Origin of the sequence: Protofrankia coriariae (assembly GCF_001017755.1) — a bacterium.
In the GTDB taxonomy this organism is placed as follows: domain Bacteria; phylum Actinomycetota; class Actinomycetes; order Frankiales; family Frankiaceae; genus Protofrankia; species Protofrankia coriariae.
Genome location: NZ_JWIO01000015.1, coordinates 31,030 through 47,429 on the forward strand (window position 1 = coordinate 31,030; position 16,400 = coordinate 47,429).

The window sequence follows — 16,400 nt, forward strand, 5'->3', positions numbered from 1 at the left end:
GAGCCGGCTCCGCGCGCCGGTGGCCCGGGAACGGCCGCGGCGGTCAAGGCGGCGCGGCGGACCACCTGACGTCCCGGCCCACCAGCTCCTCCCCCATCCACGCCCCGGTGATCGCGCGTATCTCGCGCCTGCTGGAGCCCACGCGCCGGGCGCCGCTGTGGGCCCATATCGCGATCTATCTCACCGCCGCCGCCATCTGCGCCTTCCCGCCCGCCGTCCTGCTGGCCAGCTGATCGGGCCAAGCCCGGCGGAGCAGGTCCGTACCGATCCGGGCCCGGACGTTACGGCCGACCCGACGTAGTCCGGTTCCGGCTGTCGCTCCTCGGTCCATCCCGATGGCCACCGCGGGCCAAAGCCAGGCAGATCATGACAGCGCCCTGTGGCACGGCCTTCCGCGACCTGCCGGTCATGCCGGCCATGGCACACCACGACACGCTGCATTACTCATAGTTAAAGTCTGCACACTGAGAGTAGTATCTTTTGATTTGCGACCCAGATCGGGTCAATTCCGTCCAAATCAGGACGTATCATTAATCACCACTGTGAGGCATGCTTTGCGCAAGATCACGCCGACTCTCCTGGGGGCCATAGTCCTGGCCACCGCCACCGCACTACCCGCCGCGGCAGCCGGATCCGGAAATACCACGGCAAACTTCGACCTGACCGGGGGAACGCTCGACATCAGCGTGCCGGCCGGCCCGGTCACGCTTGCCACGGGACCAGTGACCTCGTCCACGCTCAGCGGCCAACTGGGCTCGGTGACGGTCACCGACAACCGCAGCGTCGACCCCGCGTCCTGGACCGCCTCGGTCTCGGCGACACCGTTCCAAAACGGGACGCACACTCTCACCGCCTCATACGACACCGGCGTCGTCACATCCACCGGAATCCCGATCAGCCAATGGACGATCACCACACCCCTGACGCTCTCCACGACTCCGCAGAACCCGGTCGTGCTCAACCCCACATGGCCTGGTGGGGGCGACAACACGGCCACGTGGAATCCGACCATTACCGCGACCATTCCCGCAGGGGCGATCTCCGGAACCTACAGCTCGGTCGTCACTCACTCGGTCATCTGACGGAGCGTAATCTACCGTGCGACGTGTTCTGACCACACTCGCCGTGCTTGTGGCCGGGATGCTCATCCCGGCCACAAGTGCGCTCACCGCACCCGCGCGAGCTGCGGATTCCCAGCCGGGAAGTATCGGCATCCGGCTGCTGGACGCCCCGACCAACGAACGGGACAACCCGCGAGCGCGGATCTACATCGTCGACTACCTGCCACTTGGCGCCGTGATCCATCGGCATATCGAAGTCACCAACAAAAGTGGCTCGGAAGCGCGGCTGACGGTCTACCCGGGCGCAGCCTCAGTCGAAAACGGGACGTTCAACATCGCCGCCGGACGCACTCCCAACGACCTGACCACCTGGATCAGCCTGGACCCTGGCACCCTGGTCCTGCCGCCCGGCGCCTCCGCCCCTGTCACGGCGACCATCACGGTGCCCCGTGACGCCTCTCCCGGCGAGCGTTACGCCGGCATCTGGGCCGAAACCACCGCGCCCGCGTCGCAGGACAAAGGCGTCGTCGAAGTCAACCGGGTCGGCATCCGGGTCTACCTGGCCGTCGGACCGGGTGGACCCCCAGCGCCGAACTTCACCATCGACTCGCTGACACCGAAACGCCTATCCGACGGGCGGCCGGCCCTCACCGCGCAGGTCCACAACACCGGCGGCCGGGCTCTGGACATGAGCGGCGAGCTGACCCTCACCGAAGGTCCCGGTGGTCTGAACACCCGGCCCTTCCCAGCGAAACTCGGCACAACTCTCGCCCCCGGCCAGACCGAACCGGTCACAGTGGTACTCGACAGCCAACTACCCGACGGCCCGTGGAAGGCGCGGATTCACCTCAAGAGCGGGCTCACCGAACAGAGCGCCCAGGCCACTGTCACCTTCCCCCGTCGCCCCGGTGCGGCAGTGCCCGTGAAAACAACATCGACAGCCAGCAGGAACTACCTAATTGGCGCGATCGACATCGCCGTACTGCTGCTCGCGCCCCTGGGATTCACCATCCTGCGCCGAAATCGCCGAGCGTCCCGGACCCGGACAATCGCGGAATCCTGACCAACCTCGATTCCTCCTCCGAAGCTGGTCGGAGACAACGAGGGCGGAGCAAGACGGAAGGAGCCGCTGTCAGGCACCATCCCGCTCATGACCAGTCGCCCTTGTCTGGGCCGTCTGGTCCAGCGAATCCGGCCGGTTCGTTCGGCCCGGCTGGTCCCGCCCTGGCCGGCCGGGGAACTCGGGGCCTGGCCCGTACCGGATTCCTGGCCCGGACGACCGCCCCTCGGTCATCTGCACCAGCAGCTCCCGCCTACGAAGATCAGCCAGCCAGCGACGTGCCTGGTAGACGTCCACCGTGAACAGGTTCTGAACGGTCCGGTTCGTGATCCAGCCGTACTCCCAGACGTGCTCGACGACCCGCCGGTCGATCTCGTCGACGTTGCGCACCCATAGACAAGAGCCGTCCCGAGCGCCATCCGGGCGTGCTCACGCAGCCGGTAGCGGCCGTAGCGCCGGCGCGCGGTCGAGCGTGAGACGTCAAGCAGCCCGTCCTGGCCGGTGGCCAGACACTGGAGAATCGACTCAGCCTCCTCCGCGGGCCACTGGAGCCTCCGAACTGAACGCTGTCGCAGATCGGCTACGTACAGTAGACGATCGTGGCCCGGTGGCCGTGTTGGGGCAGGCTGCGATCACCACGCTTGCCGCTCATCAGGCACGTGCCATCGCATGAGCGGGTACGTCCTCGACGATCGGGCATTAGACCGCGGTCATCCTGGGGGCCGGCCTGGACACCTTCGCCCAGCGCAGGCTGGAGATCGCCGCTCGTCTGACGGTGTTCGAGGTCGACCAGCCCCGCCCCATGCCTGGAAGCGCAGGCGCCTGATCGAACTCGGCTACGGCATCTCCGGCTGGCTGCGACACGTATCGGGAGCCGCGCTCGCCGAGCGCTACCTCGCCGGTCGGACCGACGGCCTGCGCCCGTCAACCGGAGAGGACGTGCTGGTAGCCACCACCTGAACCAGCTCAACTCACGCCAGCAGGTAGCACAAGTGCTACCTTGGAAAGGTGAATGAGATAGGGCTTCGTGAGGTGCGGCAGAATGCCAGCGAACTGGTGCGGCGCGCCCAGGCCGGCGAGCGGTTGACCATCACCGTCTCCGGCCGGCCGGCGGCCGTTCTCGGCCCGGTGACCCCGCGCGCATGGCGGCGCTGGGACGACCTCGCGGATGTCTTCGTCCTGCCGGCCGACACCGACTGGCCCGGTGATCGCGACCTCGTCGACGGCACCGTCACAGACCCCTGGGAAGATCGGTGAACCGTGGCATCCTCGACACCAGCGTGCTGATCGCCACCAATATCGCGCCGATCCCCGGCGAACTCGCGGTCAGCGTCATCAGCATCGCCGAGCTCCAGTTCGGCGTCCTGGTCGCGAAGACCTCCGAGGCCCGCGCGAACCGGCTCGCCCGTCTCAGCGCACTGCAACGACGATTCGACCCGCTACCCGTCGACGATGCCGTCGCCGACAGCTACAGCCGGCTCGCTGCCCGCGTCGTCGAGATCGGACGCCAACCGCGCGCCCGGACGATGGACCTGCTGATCGCGGCCACCGCGCACGCCCACGAAGCCAGCGTCTACACCCGCAACGCCGCCGACCTCGCCGGTCTCGAGGACCTCATCAACATCATAACGATCTAGAGGCTCAGGCCCCGCCCACCGCTCCGTCGCTCACCGCGCGGCAGGCGGCGCCGCACCGCTCGCCTCAGAGCGCGGCACGCCAACGCCAGAATGCGGCAGGCCGTCGGCAAGAGGCGCGCGGCAGCTTCACCGAAGCGGCCTGATCGGCTGCCGTGGCGGGCCGTCGGACGAGCAGGCTCGAACGAGAGTCGAGGAGGTAAGTTCGCCTGACGTACTTCCCTGGACGCCCCCGGTTCTTGCCCGCGAGGTGCGGAGATCCGTGACGGCGGTGTGCTCGGCTCCAGCCAGGGCGGGTCTGCTGGGGGATGGTCCCATCATCGAGGAAAGGCCGGTCACATGGGCGTATCGGTTGAGACCCTTTCGCCGGGGGACGGCAAGACCTTCCCCCAGAAGGGGGACACGGTGCAGATTCACTATGTTGGCACCTTGCTCGACGGCACGAAGTTCGACTCGTCCCGTGACAGAGGCTCGCCGTTCGTGACCCAGATCGGTGTCGGCAAGGTGATCAAAGGGTGGGATGAGGGGGTCCCTCAGCTATCGCTCGGTCAGAAGGCTGTGCTCACCGTCACACCTGACTTCGCGTACGGCTCCCGCGGCTTCCCGCCCGTCATCCCGCCCAACTCCACTCTCCGCTTCGAAGTGGAACTGCTCGGAATAAAGGCATGAAAGGGCGGTCCGTGCAGAGAGATACCAGTCCAAGCCGGTCACGGCGACTACCTGAAGGCCCCACAGCGGGCACCGAACCCGGCGAGGCGCGGGCTGGATAGCCCGCCTCCCCAGGCGGGCGCCCGTCGCGACGCGGCTCATTCAGTCGAGCGACTCGTGGGTCATGACGTAGCCGACCGCGTCGCGGCGAGCGGCGCGCCGGTGGGCAGCTCACGGACCAGCGGGAGGAACTTCTCGGTGAGCCGGCCGGCGACGCCGGGGAACACCGCGGCTCTTCCTGACAGCAGGGCACGGCGACCTCATGGCAGGGCACGGCGACGACTCGTTCCAGCCTGCCACGAGTATTGCTGTCAGATCTTGCTAGCATATTGCGCATGACGCGGACGATCACGCTTCGGCTCTCGGACGAGGCGTACGAGGCTGTCAAGCCGTATGCCGAGGCCGAGGACACGTCGATGAACGCGTGGGTCGAGCGCGTGCTCGACGCCGAGGACATGCGCCGGCGCTGTGCGGCCCACGCCGCCTGGGTGCGGACGAACCCGGCGGTCACCCACGCGGCTCTCGCCTTCGGCGAGGCCAACCAGCGGGCACTCGCAGCGGCCGGCCTGCCCAACCTGGGGGACGCCGCCGAATGAGATCGCCGCGGCGCGGCGAGATCTGGACCACCCGCACCGGGCCGACGCCCCAGGCGGTGCTGGTCATCAGTTCCACGGTCTACAACGAGATCGTCGATGAGCCGACCGTGCTGGTTGCACTCGTCGTGGAGCACGCCACCGACGAGGGGTTCTGCGTCAGGCTGGGCGAGGGTCAGTGGGCTGTGATGGGCCTGGTCACGTTTGTGGCCAGGGCCGCGTTAGAAGAGTGCCTGCGCCGGGTCGACGTCCAGACGCTCACCGACGCCAACACCATGCTTTTCAAGATCCTGGCCACGCCCGAACGCTGACGTCCTATTCGTTCTTTCCGATACCTGCTGGTCCAGCACCATCCCGATCAACAGGGCCAACGGGTCGTTCGTCAGCAGCTCGTCCGCTGCCTCGATTCCGTCGCGAACCGCTCGGCGGGCCGACCGCTCAACGCGTCTGGGAACTGCGGGAAAACATGACCGCCCACGACGCCGGCTACGTCGCGCTGGCGGAACAGATCGACGCGGTCCTTCTCACCTGCGACGCCAAGTACGCCGCCGCGGCCGGCCCCCGCTGCGCCATCGAACTCATCACATAGACATCAGCAGAATCCGGCGGCCCTCGCGCCACAGAACAAGGTGGACACCGACAATAAGGCCGCGGCGACGAGAGTCGATCAGGGCTTCACGCCTTGGCGGCGGCTTTCATCGCCTTCTTGAAGTCGCGGACCTTGATGCGGGTCTCAGGGCTGGTGATGTCCGCGACGGAACGGAAGCTGCTCTCCTCCCCGAACGGGGCGCATGCCTCCTGCCAGCCGGGCGGGGTGACGCCGAGCTGCTTGCCGAGCAACGCCACGAAGATCTTCGCCTTCTGCACGCCGAACCCCGGCAACGCCGACACCTGTTTCAACAGCTCCTTACCGTCAGCCGCGGTCGTCCACACCCGCGCCGCGTCCCCGTCATAGGTGTCCACGACAATCCGGCACAGCGCCTGCACCCGCTTCGCCATCGATCCGGGGAACCGGTGCAACGCCGGCTGCTGCGAAAAGAGCGCGCCAAGCTTGTCCGGATCGAACCCCGCCAGCTCATCGGCATCCAGCCCCCGGCCCAGACGCCGAGTCAGCTCGTACGGCGCAGCGAACGCCCGCTCCAACGGAATCTGCTGGTCCAGCACCATCCCAATCAGCAGCGCCAACGGATCATTCGTCAGCAGCTCGTCCGCCTCGTCGATCTGGCTCAGATGCAGTCCCACGACATCACCGTAGCCGACCTCGGCGCAGCGACGGTCGCGCTGCTGGTCCGTCGATGCGCCTCGCGGCCGTCCGACCACCCGAGGCTGAACATGCTGTCACGATCAAGCGGGCTACGTCGCCAGTTAGGTATGAGCGAGATCGTGCTTACCGGATCCACAGGTGTGCTCGGGCGGCGCGCCGTGAGCGAACTGCTCGCCGCGGGCCACCGCGTCACGGGCGTGACGCGGTCCGCGCCCGGCCGTGAGCGGCTCGAGAGCCTTGGGGCACGCGCTGTCGACGGCGACGTGTTCGACGAGGCGTCGCTGCGCGACGCCTTCGACGGAGCCGATGCTGTCGTCAACCTACTGACACACATCCCAACCCCCGACCGCATGGCCGACCCGTCCGCGTGGGCGGAGAACGACCGTCTGCGTATCGAAGCTTCGGCGGCCATCGCGCGTGCCGTGCAGGCCGCGGGGGCACGGCGCCTCGTCCAGGAGTCGATCGCGTTCGTATACACCGAGGGCGGCGAGACGTGGCTCGACGAGGATGCCCCAGTCACCGGCGGCGGCGTGACGAGCAGCTCGCTGACGGCCGAGCGCAACGCGCGCGAGCTATTCGACGGCGACACCGTCGTCCTGCGCTTCGGGCTGTTCATGGGACCCGACAGCGGATCCACACTGGCCACGCTCCAGGCCGCGCACGCCGGGACCTCGACAGCCGCCGGACCCCCCGGCGCCTACCGGCCGACCATCTGGCTGGACGACGCGGCAGCAGCCATACCGGCCGCGCTGTCCATACCAGCCGGAACCTACAACGTCGTCGACGCCGACCCACCCACGAACGCCGAGATCGACGCCGCACTGGCCGCCGCTGTCGGGCGCGACGCGCTACGCCGCCAGGCACCACGCGACGGGCCCATGGCACGTTCACAGCGGGTGTCGAGCCGCCGGCTACGCGAGGCGAGCGGCTGGACGCCGCGCCTGCGCGCCGGCACCGAGATCTGGAGCCAGATCACCCGATGAGCGTCGCGGAGCGTTTCGCACAGGCTCGTCCACGGCTGATCCAGCTCGCCTACAGCGAGCTCGGCGACATCGGTGAGGCGGAGGATGTCGTACAGGAGGCGTGGCTGCGGCTGGAACGCACGGACGTCCGGGCGATCGAGAACCTCGGCGGCTGGCTGACGACGGTCGTCGCCCGGCTCGCGCTCGATCGACTACGGAGCGCGCGCGCGCCGGGAGACTTATGTCGGCCCATGGCTTCCGGAGCCGCTCGTATCGGACGACCCGGCGGACCGCGTCACGCTGGACGAGTCGGTCAGCTATGCGCTGCTGGCCATCCTTGAGCACCTGTCACCCGCGGAACGCACGGCGTTCGTGCTGCACGACGTGTTCGACGTGCCGTACGCCGACATCGCCGAGATAGTCGGCCGCACGACCCAGGCGGTGCGGCAGTCAGCCTCACGCGCGCGCCGCCGCATCAGGCAGGAGCGCCCCCGTTTCGTGGCCTCGGGCGCCGAGCACGACCGCGCCGTACGAGCGTTCGCACAGGCGGTCGCCGAGGGCAACTTTGAGGGCCTCGCCGCGGTGCTGGATCCGGACGTCCTCTGGACGTCGGACGGCGGCGGGCGCGCCACTGCCTCCCGCAAGCCGCTGCGGGGAGGGCCGCGGGTCGCGCGCGTGGGCGGCGCTCAGCCGCACGTTCAGTCACGAAGCCATCGAGATCAAGATCAACGGACGGCTCGGGGTGGTACTCCCAGGCGGCGACGGCCATCGCGCGGCACTCTCGTTCGTCGTCAGCGACGGTCGCATCACGCGCATCGACGCGGTCCGCAATCCGGAGAAGCTGCGGCGTATCTGAGCGGACGAACTGGTCACAACCGGGGCGTGCCGCTGTCCGCAGCAGCGGATCGCCCCGTTCCACTCGTTCTTTCCGACACCCACTGGTCCAGCACCATCCCGATCAGCAGCGCCAACGGATCATTCGTCAGCAGCTCGTCCGCCTCGTCGATCTGGCTCAGATGCAGTCCCACGCCATCACCGCAGCTTCCTCGGCTCGGGTCCACCGTCATGAGGTCGGCAGTCTCGACGCCAGGCATCGACAGTCTCCCGTCGAGGGGCCGCGGTGGCGGGGCGCGCGCCGACGCCCCGTCCACAGGGTGCGTGACCGGCTATCGAGGCGGGGCCGCATCGGGGTCGGGCAGGGGCGGCGCGAGAACCGTCCGGTGGCGCGCCATCAGTTCCTGCGTCAGGGCTCGGCTGGGCGTGGCGCCGGTCCTGGCGACATGCTCCGCGACCTCGGCGAAGTAGTCCTCGTAGCCGCTGGGGGTGAGGATAGCGACGTAACGGGCCGGTTCCTCGAAGGGATTACCGAAACCGTGTGCCAGCCGCCGGCTGGCGAACACCGTCTCGCCGGCAACGGCGGTGTGGAAGCCATCCCCGACACGGAACCGCAGCCGGCCTTCGAGGACCACGAACGTTTCGTCATGGCCCTCGTGAACATGCGGTAGCGGTCCAGGTTCCCGCCCGCCCATCCGCCCCTCCAGTACGGTGAACCGACCGAGGGTGTCGCCGGCCGTGACCTTGACGAGCATCGACCAGTTCGGCAGGTCGATCGGCTGGCCCTCATCACTGCCCCGGACAAAACCCCGAGAAGGTTGCTCTCCGTCCGGAGCATGGACGCCGAATGTCACGTGCCCCCCAATTTCAGGAGTGGGCCGGCGAGGCCACGTTCGTTCTTTGCGAAACCGGCTGGTCAAGAACCATCCCGATCAGGAACGCCAGCGGGTCGTTCGTCAGCAGCTCGTCCGCTGCCTCGACCTGGCTCAGGTGCAGGCCCACGGCCCTGACAGTAGCCGGCTCGGGCGGCCCGCCGGGTCAGCGTGCCGGCTGACCGGCGCCGTCCGGTGGACCGCCAGACGCCGCGACGCGATCCGGGACCGGGGGGCGCCCCGATCAGCTCTGCCTGCCCGATCCGGCGCGACCGTGCGAGGGTGCGGCGAGCCTGCTCGCCGGTACGGCCGGCCCGGTGGGCGATATCAGCGCGAACGGACCGACAGGATCATCGCCGCCGTCCCCGACCGGTCCGCGACACAGCCGCTGCTGGAGGCGCCCTGGCACGAACCGGGCGCGCGGCACGGCGTCCGCCGGTTTCCGCTCCGCGTCATCGCCGAGACTCGACGTGTGACCCGACCAGCTCCGGCAGGCCGGCCTGCCGGACACTCTGGGATCCCGGTGGTCGCCGTATCGTTGGATCACCGGCATGGCTCGCGGTACGCGCGGGTCACGTACAGTCCGAGGAGGTGCGATCCATGGCGACGAGCAGGGCGATGCTAGGCGCTCTCGGATTCACATGGGATCGGTCCACGGTGAGCCGGGATATTCCGCGATTCTCGGTCGAGCGCGCCGTCTGGCGGTTCCAGCGGTCGCTGCCGGAGTACGTGTGGGACGCGGCGGTGCTCGAGGGCAACCCGTTCACCTACCCCGAGGTCCAGACGCTTCTGGACGGGATCACCGTCGGCGGACGGAAGATCAGCGACGAACGTCAGATCCTGAACCTGGCCGAGGCGGCGAGCGAGCTCGGCCGGCTCGTCAGGACGCGCGATTTCCGATTGTCCAAGGAGGTCTCCGACAGGCTCCAGTTTCTGCTCGCTCGAGACGAGGCACTGGAGTCAGGCCATTTCCGCGGCGAAGGCAGAGAGACCCTCACCCCTGGCGTCAGCCTCGGAGAACACGGCCGCTACCTACCGCCCGCCACCGAGCACGGCGGCGGGAACCTGCACCGCATCTTCTCTCAGGGGCTGGAGTTCCTCTCCAGCGAAATCGACGACGAGTTCGAGCAAGCAGTCGCCTACTTTCTCTTCGGCTCGCTGCAACAATTTTACTACGACGGCAACAAGCGCACCGCGCGCTACATGATGAATGGCCATCTCATGTCCCAGGGAATGGACGCTATCAGCGTCCCGGCCGCGCGCCGCCACGAGTTCAACACCGGGATGGTGGACTTCTTCCTACGCAAGGACGGTACCAGCATGTTCGGCTTTCTGACATCCTGTCGGCTTGCCGCCGACAACGGGGTCCTACCGCCCGGCGGCGAGTAGACACTCATCGTAGTCGGCCGTTCGCCGCTGTCCCGGCTGTGGCACCCGACGGCGCACGGCCGCTCATCCGTTGATGGCCTCATCCGTTGGCGACACTGAGGACGATCTTTCCCTGGATGTGGCCCCGCTCGGCTCGTTCGTGCGCACGCCACGCCTCGGCGAGCGGGTAGACACTGTCGACGGCGACCCGGACGGCACCGGAGTCGAGCAGTCCGGCCAGTTCGGCGAGCTGGCGGCCGTCGGAGCGGACCTGGCCGCCCAGGAGCCGGATGCCTCGCCGGGCGAGGTCGTCCTCGCGGTAGTCACCGAAGAAGACCGGGCTGAGCACTCCCCCGTCCCTGATCGCCGGGGTGAGACGGTGGCCGAGCGGGCCACCGACGGTGTCGAACAGGTAGTCGACGTCCTTTGCCGCGTCCGCGACGTCGGTCGTCGTGTAGTCGATGTACTCGTCGGCCCCCAGCCCGCGCAGGAAGTCCTCGTGGCGGGTGGACGCGACGGCGATGACCCGGGCGCCGAGATCGCGGGCAAGCTGGACGAGGAAGTGCCCGACGCCACCGGCGGCGCCGTTGACCAGCACGGTGCTCCCGGAGGTCACGGCAGCGTGGTCGACGACGTACTGCCAGGCGGTCAGGCCCGCCATCGGGGCCGCCGCCGCGTGGACGTGGTCGATTCCGGCCGGCCTGCGCGCGAGGTCGCCGACCGGCGCGGTGGTGTACTCGGCGTAACCTTTCGCCGCGCCCACCGTCGTCGGGAAGCGGAGCAGGCCGAAGACCTCGTCGCCCTGGGCCCATTCGGTGACGCCGGGGCCGGTCCCCACGACAACACCGGACACGTCCGTCCCAGGGGTGAACGGGAACTGGACCGCGGGCCGCATCGACTCGGGTATGAGGCTGAAGCCCGACCGCGCATACCAGTCCAGCGGGTTCACGCCCGCGGCGTGCACCCGGACGAGAACCTCGCCCGGGCCGGGCTCAGGACGGTCCATGTCATCAAGCTGGAGCACGCGGGGCGGACCGGTGCGATATACGCGAACGGACTTCATGTCGGGTCGCCTTCCCTGGGGTCCGGCGGACGGGGTAACGTCCGGAGCAGTGCTCCGTATATTAGACGGAACACTGCTCCGCTTGCCAGGGGAGGTGCGCGATGATGCCCCCGGCCGAGTCCGCCAGGTCACCGTGAACGGCGCGCCGATGTACGCCGCAACTACGACCACATCCTCGTCATGGCGCGAGCCGTGCCGGCGGAGCAGGGAGTGCAGGCGTCGCTGCACGACGTCGCCCGCCGCGCGGAGGTCGGCCTCGGCACGCTCTACCGGCACGTCCCGACCCGCGAGGCGCTGCTGCGCCAGGGCTTCGACCGGCTCGTCGCGCTCGCCGACAGCCTCTCGGCGACCCGCCCACCCGCGGCGGCGCTGACCGAGTGGCTGCGCGAACTCGCCGCCGGAGCCAGCGTCTACCAAGGACTCCCGGCATCGCTGGTCGCCACGATGCACGACCGCGAGTCGGCCCTGTGGGCATCGGGCGCCGCCCTCCAGGAGGCGGGCACCCGCCTGCTGGAAAACGCCCAGCGTGAGACGGGGCCATCCGCGCCGACGTCACCGGAGCCAACGTTTTCGCGCTGGTAAGCGCTGTGGCCAAAATGTCCGAAAGCGCCCTGTTTGCCGACCGCCGCGACCACCTCTCGGCATCGTCCTCGACGGCCTGCTCAACCATTCCGCCACACCGTCAGCGGCGCACGAAAACAACCCACCCGAATCGGTTCACGTTCGGTGATGTCGCCGACCAGGACACGTCGTGACCTGGGCCGCGAACATGACCCTCCACAGCCAGCCAACCACGGGAGGCCGAAACAGGCTGAATGCCGAGAAGCAGACATTTTGACAATCAAGAAAGATCACAACTCGTGGGGACATGACGTGGCCGACTCAGAAAAAAGCCCCGCCAGTCCCGGATGACGGCGGGGGAAATGTCTATAAGACAGATGCTTGACGGGCACCCCGTCAAGCGCGGGGAGCGCAGGACACACTCACGACCACTTCCTCACGACGACCACCGTTGCGTCCTCAACGATTGAGCTGGTCCGACACCATCCCGAGCCGATCAGCAGCGCCAACGGGTCGTCCGTCAGCGGCTCATCCGCCTCGGCGACCTGGCTCAGACGTAGCCCCGCGAACACCGTCAGATGGTTCTCACCCTGGCCTGCCGGGATGGCCTGACCGCCGACGAAATAGCCAGCATCCTGCAAATCACCCCGTCGGCGGCCCGTCAACGCCTCCATCGTGCCCGTCGCCGCCTACGCCAGGCGCTGGTCGACCATCAGCCGGTGGCGTGACCTTGCCATAAGGGTATGCCCGGTCTCGCCGGGCATACCCCGTACTCATCGCCAGCCTGCTCCGTCTGACAACCGGCCCGCGATGCGCAATCGAACTCATTGTGTAGACGACTGTTCGCTGCCGCCCCGGCCATGGTCGCCCTCTGTCACGGCATTTGCGACCGCCACCGCAGGAAGGTCAACAGGCGTCAGATCGGTATGAACAAAATCTTCCCCCTTGAACAACAACGGCTCCCGCCGCGCGGCCGCCAGCGCATAGGCGAAACAGTCGCCGAAGTTCAACCGGGCGGGACTGCCGCTACCCCGACCGAAATCTCGGTATGCCTGCCTCGCAAGGACCGCCTGATCCACGGTGACCGCGACCACTTCTATATTGGCCACCCTTACAAGCTCGTCGAAGTTGCGGCTCGCCACTGGATCGCGAGCCGTGTCGACAACCACGGCCGCCTCGACGTAGTTCACCGCCGACATGGCGGGNCCGATACCAGTGCGGCGGCGTAGCGAGGCGCGTCAGGCTCCGCCCGGACGATCACGACGAGCGCGGACGAGTCCACGATCATGCCGGCAGGCCGCGATCATCATAAAGATCGTCTATGGTCGGACCGGGCGGGGAGACGGCTGCTATCTGACGGCCCAGGGCAACGATGCGGGCGACCCGCCACTCGCCATCATCACGACCAGCGCGCATCCGCTCCAGACGCTCCCGGACCGCGACAAGTACAGCCGTCGTGATGCTCTCCCCCGTCAACTCGGCGAGCTCACGGCTGAGCCGCTGGGCTTCGTCATTTTTGATGTTCAACGCCATCGAAGCTCCATCCACCATGGAAGCTTGCACTTCCACCATGGAACCCACGGGCCGGGCTGGCGAGGGAGCCGATCGCCTGGTGGCTGCGTCGCCCCGCGCCGTTCGTTCTTTCCAGAACCCGCAGGTCAAGATCACGGCATTCGGCGGCGTCAACGGTCGTCCGTCAGCGGTTCGTCTGCCTGAAGCGATCTGGCTACCGTGGGACCAGGGAGCCGTCAGGGCATGTCCCGCTCCGATGCCACGTCTGGCCGTCACGACAGACACGACCTGCCATGACAGACACGACTGGCACGCTACGCTTGCCGTAGAACATCGGCCCTGACGCCGAGTCAGGAAGGTGCGACGTGACCGCGGAGGTGGCCGCTCCCGCCTGGATGCACCGGCAGATCACGGCGGAGCAGTACGACTCACTGTCCGAGGAGCAGTGCGAGGGCATTGAGATCGTGGACGGGATGGTCGCCATGCTCCCCGGCGCCTCCCTGCAACACAACCGGCTCGCCAAGAAGGTGGCTGTCGCGATGGAAGCGGCGGGGGCGCCGGAGTGGTTTTCCGATCTTAATTTCGATGTCCGGATCCATGACGTGCCGCTCACCGTCCGTCGACCTGACATCGTCGTGTACCGGGCGAGCACGGTCGACGTCACACCGATGCGCCCGGAGAACATCCTCCTGGTCGGCGAGGTGGTGTCACCGGGCTCCGAAACGACCGACCGCGTCTTCAAACCGGAGCAGTACGCCAGGGCCGGCATTCAGTTCTACTGGCGGATCGAGCAGTCCGCCGCCGGCGTCCCACTCGTCTACACCTACGTGCTCGACCCCACGGCGCGCACCTACCGGGTCGGCGACGTCCACACCGGCGTGGTCGAGGCCATGGTTCCGTTCCCCGTCAAGATCGACCTGGCCCGGCCGTAGCCCCGGCACACCGCCGGGCGAGCGGTCCCGGCCGGGACCGCCTTCAGCGAGAGGCGCGGGCGCTGGAGACGGCATCGGCGATCGCGTGAAGCGCGCCGGCACGGTCGTCGCCGAGAGCGGTGATGCCGACGTGGTCGGCGCCGGCGGCGAGATGCGCCAGGATGCCGGCGGCCACCGTGGCGGCATCGCCGTGCAGGACGAGCGCGTCGATGAGCCAGTCGCTGCCGGAGCCGGTCAGATCGGCGTCGGAGAAGCCGATCCGCCGCAGGTTGTTGGTGTAGTTGGTGACGTGCAGGGCTGGTGTGACCACGGAGGCTCGGCCCGTGGCACGGGCGCGCTCGACATCGGTGTCCAGCACCACCTGCTGGCCGGGCAGCACCAGCTTGCCGGGGCCGAGAATCTCCCGCGCCCGCCGGGTGTGCTCGGGCGTCACCAGGACGGGGATCGTGCCGGCGGTGCGTTCCCGGGCGAGCCGCAGCATCTTCGGGCCAAGGGCGGCCAGCCACACCGTGCCGTAGCCGGCCTTCTCGATCTCCACCACCAGTTCCGGAGTCGCGTCGGCGAGGCGCAGGAAGGCGCCCAGCACGCCCAGTCGGATACCCATGCACCGAATTTCAGCACCGGGCACAGCCGTGAGCCAGATCCACCGCCCATGCGCGGCAATAGCATCCTGCGCGTCCCGCCTCGGGCCTACGACCCGCCGCTGCATCACGCCCTCGACGCCGCGCTGGGCGAGGCCGGGGCCCGCCCGAAGATCGGCCGCCCCGCCGGCACAGCTCAGGACACGATCGTCGAGGTCGGCTCCAACCCGCTGAGCTGGACGGTGCTGCCCGCCGACCAGATCGCCGAAACCGACTCCGCCCGCGTTCACGCGATCCCGTTCGACCCACCGCTGACGATCGTCGGCAGCGTCATCACGTCCGAGGACACTCCGAGCCATGCAGCGGCCTGCGCCGTGGCCGCCTTCCGCGACGCCACCGGCACCCACGACGAGCTCGACGTCGGCAACACCGGCCGTCAGACGACGATCCCCTCACCCGTGTCGAGCCGCCGGCGTTCCTGAACGTCCAGCAGTTCGTCGCCGTGCTTGAGCGTCCAGTCTCCGAGCGCCTTCACGGGGCCGTCGACCAGGCTCTGCCCCAGTGGGGTCAGCGCGTACTCGACCCGCGGCGGGGCCTGCGCGAAAGCGCGGCGGTCCACCAGGCCGTGGCCGCACAGCCGGTGTAGCGCTTCGGTGAGGACCTTGTCGCTTATGCCGCCGATCGCGGCACGCAGCTCGCGACGCCGACGGGGACCCGGACGAAGAGCCACCAGCACGACAGGATCCCAGGTGTGGGCGAACAGGTCGATCGCCGCTCGGATGCGGCAGTCCGCGACCAGTTCCTCGCAGTGGTGTCCACGCTCGCTCATTACTCGCCATCGTCGCAGGTTCGTTACGCACCGATCGGTGCGTAACGACTTCCCTACCGTTGTCTCCGGCCGCTGTCTCCGGAGCGGTCAGCTGCCTTCGGCAGCGGCCGGCGCGAACGAGGAGGGACCATGCGGATCGGGATCCTGGGCACGGGAGCCCTGGCCGAGGGGCTGGGAAGAGGCTGGGCCCGCGCCGGGCACGAGCTGGTGGTCGGCGGGCGGTCGCGGGCCAGAGCGGACGCGCTCGCTGGACGCCTGGGTGGGTCGGCACGCGCGGCCACCCCGCGTGAGGCCGTCACCGGGCGGGACGCGGTGCTGCTCGCCGTGCTGTGGAGCGGCGTCGAGGACGTTCTGCGCAGCGCCGACGCGGCCAGCGGCCGGCTCGCGGGAACACCGTTGATCGATCCGACCAACGCGGTGGAGCACGGTGTCGGCGTGTTGCTCACCGAGCGCGGCAGCTCGGGAGCGGGCCGGATCGCCGAGCTGGCACCCGGGGCGCACGTCGTGAAGGCGTTCCATCTCTTCCCGGCCGAGCGGTGGACGCACCCTCCCGCCAGCGCTGGCGG

General features: G+C 68.5%; 28 protein-coding genes and 3 pseudogenes. 19 read left to right on the top strand and 12 right to left on the bottom strand.

Features of this window, described 5'->3' with window-relative positions; genetic code table 11:
• The 3 genes and pseudogenes from FrCorBMG51_RS31070 to FrCorBMG51_RS11460 form a co-directional block, all read left to right on the top strand.
• Positions 1–233: pseudogene (locus FrCorBMG51_RS31070) on the top strand (M56 family metallopeptidase); the annotation flags it as partial.
• Between the two features lie 321 nt (positions 234–554).
• Positions 555–1,082 carry a hypothetical protein gene (locus tag FrCorBMG51_RS11455; protein WP_047223068.1) on the top strand — a complete coding sequence of 176 codons (528 nt, stop codon included), beginning with the start codon at positions 555–557 and terminating at the stop codon, positions 1,080–1,082.
• A 16-nt stretch (positions 1,083–1,098) separates the two neighbouring features.
• Positions 1,099–2,124: a COG1361 family protein gene (locus tag FrCorBMG51_RS11460; protein WP_235433497.1), complete on the top strand. Its 1,026-nt coding sequence runs from the start codon at positions 1,099–1,101 to the stop codon at positions 2,122–2,124.
• A gap of 69 nt (positions 2,125–2,193) precedes the next feature.
• Here the strand turns inward: FrCorBMG51_RS11460 and FrCorBMG51_RS11465 are convergent, their stop codons facing one another.
• A complete protein-coding gene (locus tag FrCorBMG51_RS11465) occupies positions 2,194–2,511 on the bottom strand; it encodes a hypothetical protein (RefSeq protein ID WP_047223069.1) in 318 nt (105 codons plus the stop codon).
• A gap of 337 nt (positions 2,512–2,848) precedes the next feature.
• On the opposite strand from FrCorBMG51_RS11465, the gene FrCorBMG51_RS34615 reads away from it, so the two are divergent.
• The 7 genes from FrCorBMG51_RS34615 to FrCorBMG51_RS32520 all read left to right on the top strand — a co-directional run bounded on the left by FrCorBMG51_RS34615 (position 2,849) and on the right by FrCorBMG51_RS32520 (position 5,645).
• Entirely contained in the window at positions 2,849–2,947 is a 99-nt protein-coding gene (locus tag FrCorBMG51_RS34615) for a class I SAM-dependent methyltransferase (RefSeq protein ID WP_235433505.1), read from the top strand.
• A 182-nt stretch (positions 2,948–3,129) separates the two neighbouring features.
• Positions 3,130–3,378, top strand: coding sequence for a type II toxin-antitoxin system Phd/YefM family antitoxin (locus FrCorBMG51_RS11470; RefSeq protein WP_047223070.1), 249 nt, complete (start codon positions 3,130–3,132; stop codon positions 3,376–3,378).
• A complete protein-coding gene (locus FrCorBMG51_RS11475) occupies positions 3,375–3,758 on the top strand; it encodes a type II toxin-antitoxin system VapC family toxin (RefSeq protein WP_047223071.1) in 384 nt (127 codons plus the stop codon). The genes FrCorBMG51_RS11470 and FrCorBMG51_RS11475 overlap by 4 nt, the downstream gene beginning before the upstream one ends.
• A gap of 336 nt (positions 3,759–4,094) precedes the next feature.
• Positions 4,095–4,424 carry an FKBP-type peptidyl-prolyl cis-trans isomerase gene (locus tag FrCorBMG51_RS11480; protein ID WP_047223072.1) on the top strand — a complete coding sequence of 110 codons (330 nt, stop codon included), beginning with the start codon at positions 4,095–4,097 and terminating at the stop codon, positions 4,422–4,424.
• 374 nt (positions 4,425–4,798) lie between these two features.
• Positions 4,799–5,059, top strand: a complete 261-nt coding sequence (locus FrCorBMG51_RS11485) for a pilus assembly protein HicB (RefSeq protein ID WP_047223073.1) — start codon at positions 4,799–4,801, stop codon at positions 5,057–5,059.
• Positions 5,056–5,367, top strand: coding sequence for a hypothetical protein (locus tag FrCorBMG51_RS11490; RefSeq protein WP_047223074.1), 312 nt, complete (start codon positions 5,056–5,058; stop codon positions 5,365–5,367). The genes FrCorBMG51_RS11485 and FrCorBMG51_RS11490 overlap by 4 nt, the downstream gene beginning before the upstream one ends.
• 155 nt (positions 5,368–5,522) lie before the next feature.
• A complete protein-coding gene (locus tag FrCorBMG51_RS32520) occupies positions 5,523–5,645 on the top strand; it encodes a PIN domain-containing protein (protein ID WP_256386256.1) in 123 nt (40 codons plus the stop codon).
• 86 nt (positions 5,646–5,731) lie between these two features.
• Here the strand turns inward: FrCorBMG51_RS32520 and FrCorBMG51_RS11500 are convergent, their stop codons facing one another.
• Positions 5,732–6,298: an HhH-GPD-type base excision DNA repair protein gene (locus FrCorBMG51_RS11500; RefSeq protein WP_047223120.1), complete on the bottom strand. Its 567-nt coding sequence runs from the start codon at positions 6,296–6,298 to the stop codon at positions 5,732–5,734.
• Here FrCorBMG51_RS11500 and FrCorBMG51_RS11505 point away from each other — a divergent pair.
• The 3 genes and pseudogenes from FrCorBMG51_RS11505 to FrCorBMG51_RS34625 all read left to right on the top strand — a co-directional run.
• A complete protein-coding gene (locus tag FrCorBMG51_RS11505; RefSeq protein WP_235433498.1) occupies positions 6,287–7,303 on the top strand; it encodes an NAD-dependent epimerase/dehydratase family protein in 1,017 nt (338 codons plus the stop codon). The two genes, FrCorBMG51_RS11500 and FrCorBMG51_RS11505, sit on opposite strands and share 12 nt — an antisense overlap.
• The gene (locus tag FrCorBMG51_RS34620) at positions 7,300–7,623 is read left to right on the top strand and encodes a sigma factor (protein WP_200902408.1); all 324 of its coding nucleotides are present in this window, start codon (positions 7,300–7,302) and stop codon (positions 7,621–7,623) included. Before FrCorBMG51_RS11505 ends, FrCorBMG51_RS34620 begins: the two co-directional genes overlap by 4 nt.
• Positions 7,624–7,654: 31 nt before the next feature.
• Positions 7,655–7,705 (top strand): annotated as a pseudogene (locus tag FrCorBMG51_RS34625) (hypothetical protein); the annotation flags it as partial.
• 33 nt (positions 7,706–7,738) lie between these two features.
• Here the strand turns inward: FrCorBMG51_RS34625 and FrCorBMG51_RS34630 are convergent.
• The 4 genes from FrCorBMG51_RS34630 to FrCorBMG51_RS31080 all read right to left on the bottom strand — a co-directional run bounded on the left by FrCorBMG51_RS34630 (position 7,739) and on the right by FrCorBMG51_RS31080 (position 9,118).
• Entirely contained in the window at positions 7,739–7,978 is a 240-nt protein-coding gene (locus FrCorBMG51_RS34630; protein WP_200902409.1) for a hypothetical protein, read from the bottom strand.
• Between the two features lie 173 nt (positions 7,979–8,151).
• On the bottom strand, positions 8,152–8,310 hold the full coding sequence (locus tag FrCorBMG51_RS29560; RefSeq protein ID WP_200902410.1) for a hypothetical protein: 159 nt from the start codon (positions 8,308–8,310) through the stop codon (positions 8,152–8,154).
• A 138-nt stretch (positions 8,311–8,448) separates the two neighbouring features.
• On the bottom strand, positions 8,449–8,970 hold the full coding sequence (locus FrCorBMG51_RS11515) for a cupin domain-containing protein (RefSeq protein ID WP_139342360.1): 522 nt from the start codon (positions 8,968–8,970) through the stop codon (positions 8,449–8,451).
• 13 nt (positions 8,971–8,983) lie between these two features.
• On the bottom strand, positions 8,984–9,118 hold the full coding sequence (locus FrCorBMG51_RS31080; protein WP_275452050.1) for a hypothetical protein: 135 nt from the start codon (positions 9,116–9,118) through the stop codon (positions 8,984–8,986).
• A 470-nt stretch (positions 9,119–9,588) separates the two neighbouring features.
• Here FrCorBMG51_RS31080 and FrCorBMG51_RS11520 point away from each other — a divergent pair, with 470 nt between their 5' ends.
• Positions 9,589–10,377: a Fic family protein gene (locus tag FrCorBMG51_RS11520; protein WP_047223076.1), complete on the top strand. Its 789-nt coding sequence runs from the start codon at positions 9,589–9,591 to the stop codon at positions 10,375–10,377.
• A 79-nt stretch (positions 10,378–10,456) separates the two neighbouring features.
• On the opposite strand, the gene FrCorBMG51_RS11525 is transcribed toward FrCorBMG51_RS11520, so the two are convergent.
• Positions 10,457–11,362: an NADP-dependent oxidoreductase gene (locus FrCorBMG51_RS11525; protein WP_235433499.1), complete on the bottom strand. Its 906-nt coding sequence runs from the start codon at positions 11,360–11,362 to the stop codon at positions 10,457–10,459.
• Positions 11,363–11,599: 237 nt separating this feature from the next.
• On the opposite strand from FrCorBMG51_RS11525, the gene FrCorBMG51_RS26705 reads away from it, so the two are divergent.
• The gene (locus FrCorBMG51_RS26705; RefSeq protein WP_076844047.1) at positions 11,600–12,001 is read left to right on the top strand and encodes a TetR/AcrR family transcriptional regulator; all 402 of its coding nucleotides are present in this window, start codon (positions 11,600–11,602) and stop codon (positions 11,999–12,001) included.
• Positions 12,002–12,402: 401 nt separating this feature from the next.
• Here FrCorBMG51_RS26705 and FrCorBMG51_RS31085 read toward each other — a convergent pair whose 3' ends face one another.
• Entirely contained in the window at positions 12,403–12,654 is a 252-nt protein-coding gene (locus tag FrCorBMG51_RS31085; RefSeq protein WP_047223078.1) for a hypothetical protein, read from the bottom strand.
• Here FrCorBMG51_RS31085 and FrCorBMG51_RS26710 point away from each other — a divergent pair.
• Positions 12,604–12,708, top strand: a complete 105-nt coding sequence (locus tag FrCorBMG51_RS26710; protein ID WP_235433506.1) for a hypothetical protein — start codon at positions 12,604–12,606, stop codon at positions 12,706–12,708. The genes FrCorBMG51_RS31085 and FrCorBMG51_RS26710 overlap by 51 nt on opposite strands.
• Before the next feature lie 96 nt (positions 12,709–12,804).
• Here the strand turns inward: FrCorBMG51_RS26710 and FrCorBMG51_RS11540 are convergent, their stop codons facing one another.
• A complete protein-coding gene (locus tag FrCorBMG51_RS11540; RefSeq protein ID WP_200902411.1) occupies positions 12,805–13,170 on the bottom strand; it encodes a type II toxin-antitoxin system VapC family toxin in 366 nt (121 codons plus the stop codon).
• A 94-nt stretch (positions 13,171–13,264) separates the two neighbouring features.
• Entirely contained in the window at positions 13,265–13,531 is a 267-nt protein-coding gene (locus tag FrCorBMG51_RS11545) for a type II toxin-antitoxin system VapB family antitoxin (protein WP_275452051.1), read from the bottom strand.
• Positions 13,532–13,869: 338 nt separating this feature from the next.
• On the opposite strand from FrCorBMG51_RS11545, the gene FrCorBMG51_RS11550 reads away from it, so the two are divergent.
• The gene (locus tag FrCorBMG51_RS11550) at positions 13,870–14,424 is read left to right on the top strand and encodes a Uma2 family endonuclease (protein ID WP_200902413.1); all 555 of its coding nucleotides are present in this window, start codon (positions 13,870–13,872) and stop codon (positions 14,422–14,424) included.
• A gap of 43 nt (positions 14,425–14,467) precedes the next feature.
• Here FrCorBMG51_RS11550 and FrCorBMG51_RS11555 read toward each other — a convergent pair whose 3' ends face one another.
• Complete coding sequence (locus FrCorBMG51_RS11555) at positions 14,468–15,028, bottom strand: LLM class oxidoreductase (protein WP_047223081.1); 561 nt, start codon at positions 15,026–15,028, stop codon at positions 14,468–14,470.
• A 48-nt stretch (positions 15,029–15,076) separates the two neighbouring features.
• Between FrCorBMG51_RS11555 and FrCorBMG51_RS11560 the strand changes: the two genes are divergently transcribed.
• Positions 15,077–15,487, top strand: coding sequence for a hypothetical protein (locus FrCorBMG51_RS11560; RefSeq protein WP_052914586.1), 411 nt, complete (start codon positions 15,077–15,079; stop codon positions 15,485–15,487).
• Here the strand turns inward: FrCorBMG51_RS11560 and FrCorBMG51_RS11565 are convergent.
• Positions 15,442–15,834: a winged helix-turn-helix transcriptional regulator gene (locus FrCorBMG51_RS11565; RefSeq protein ID WP_047223082.1), complete on the bottom strand. Its 393-nt coding sequence runs from the start codon at positions 15,832–15,834 to the stop codon at positions 15,442–15,444. The genes FrCorBMG51_RS11560 and FrCorBMG51_RS11565 overlap by 46 nt on opposite strands.
• A 129-nt stretch (positions 15,835–15,963) precedes the next feature.
• Here FrCorBMG51_RS11565 and FrCorBMG51_RS34635 point away from each other — a divergent pair.
• Positions 15,964–16,400: pseudogene (locus FrCorBMG51_RS34635) on the top strand (NADPH-dependent F420 reductase); the annotation flags it as partial.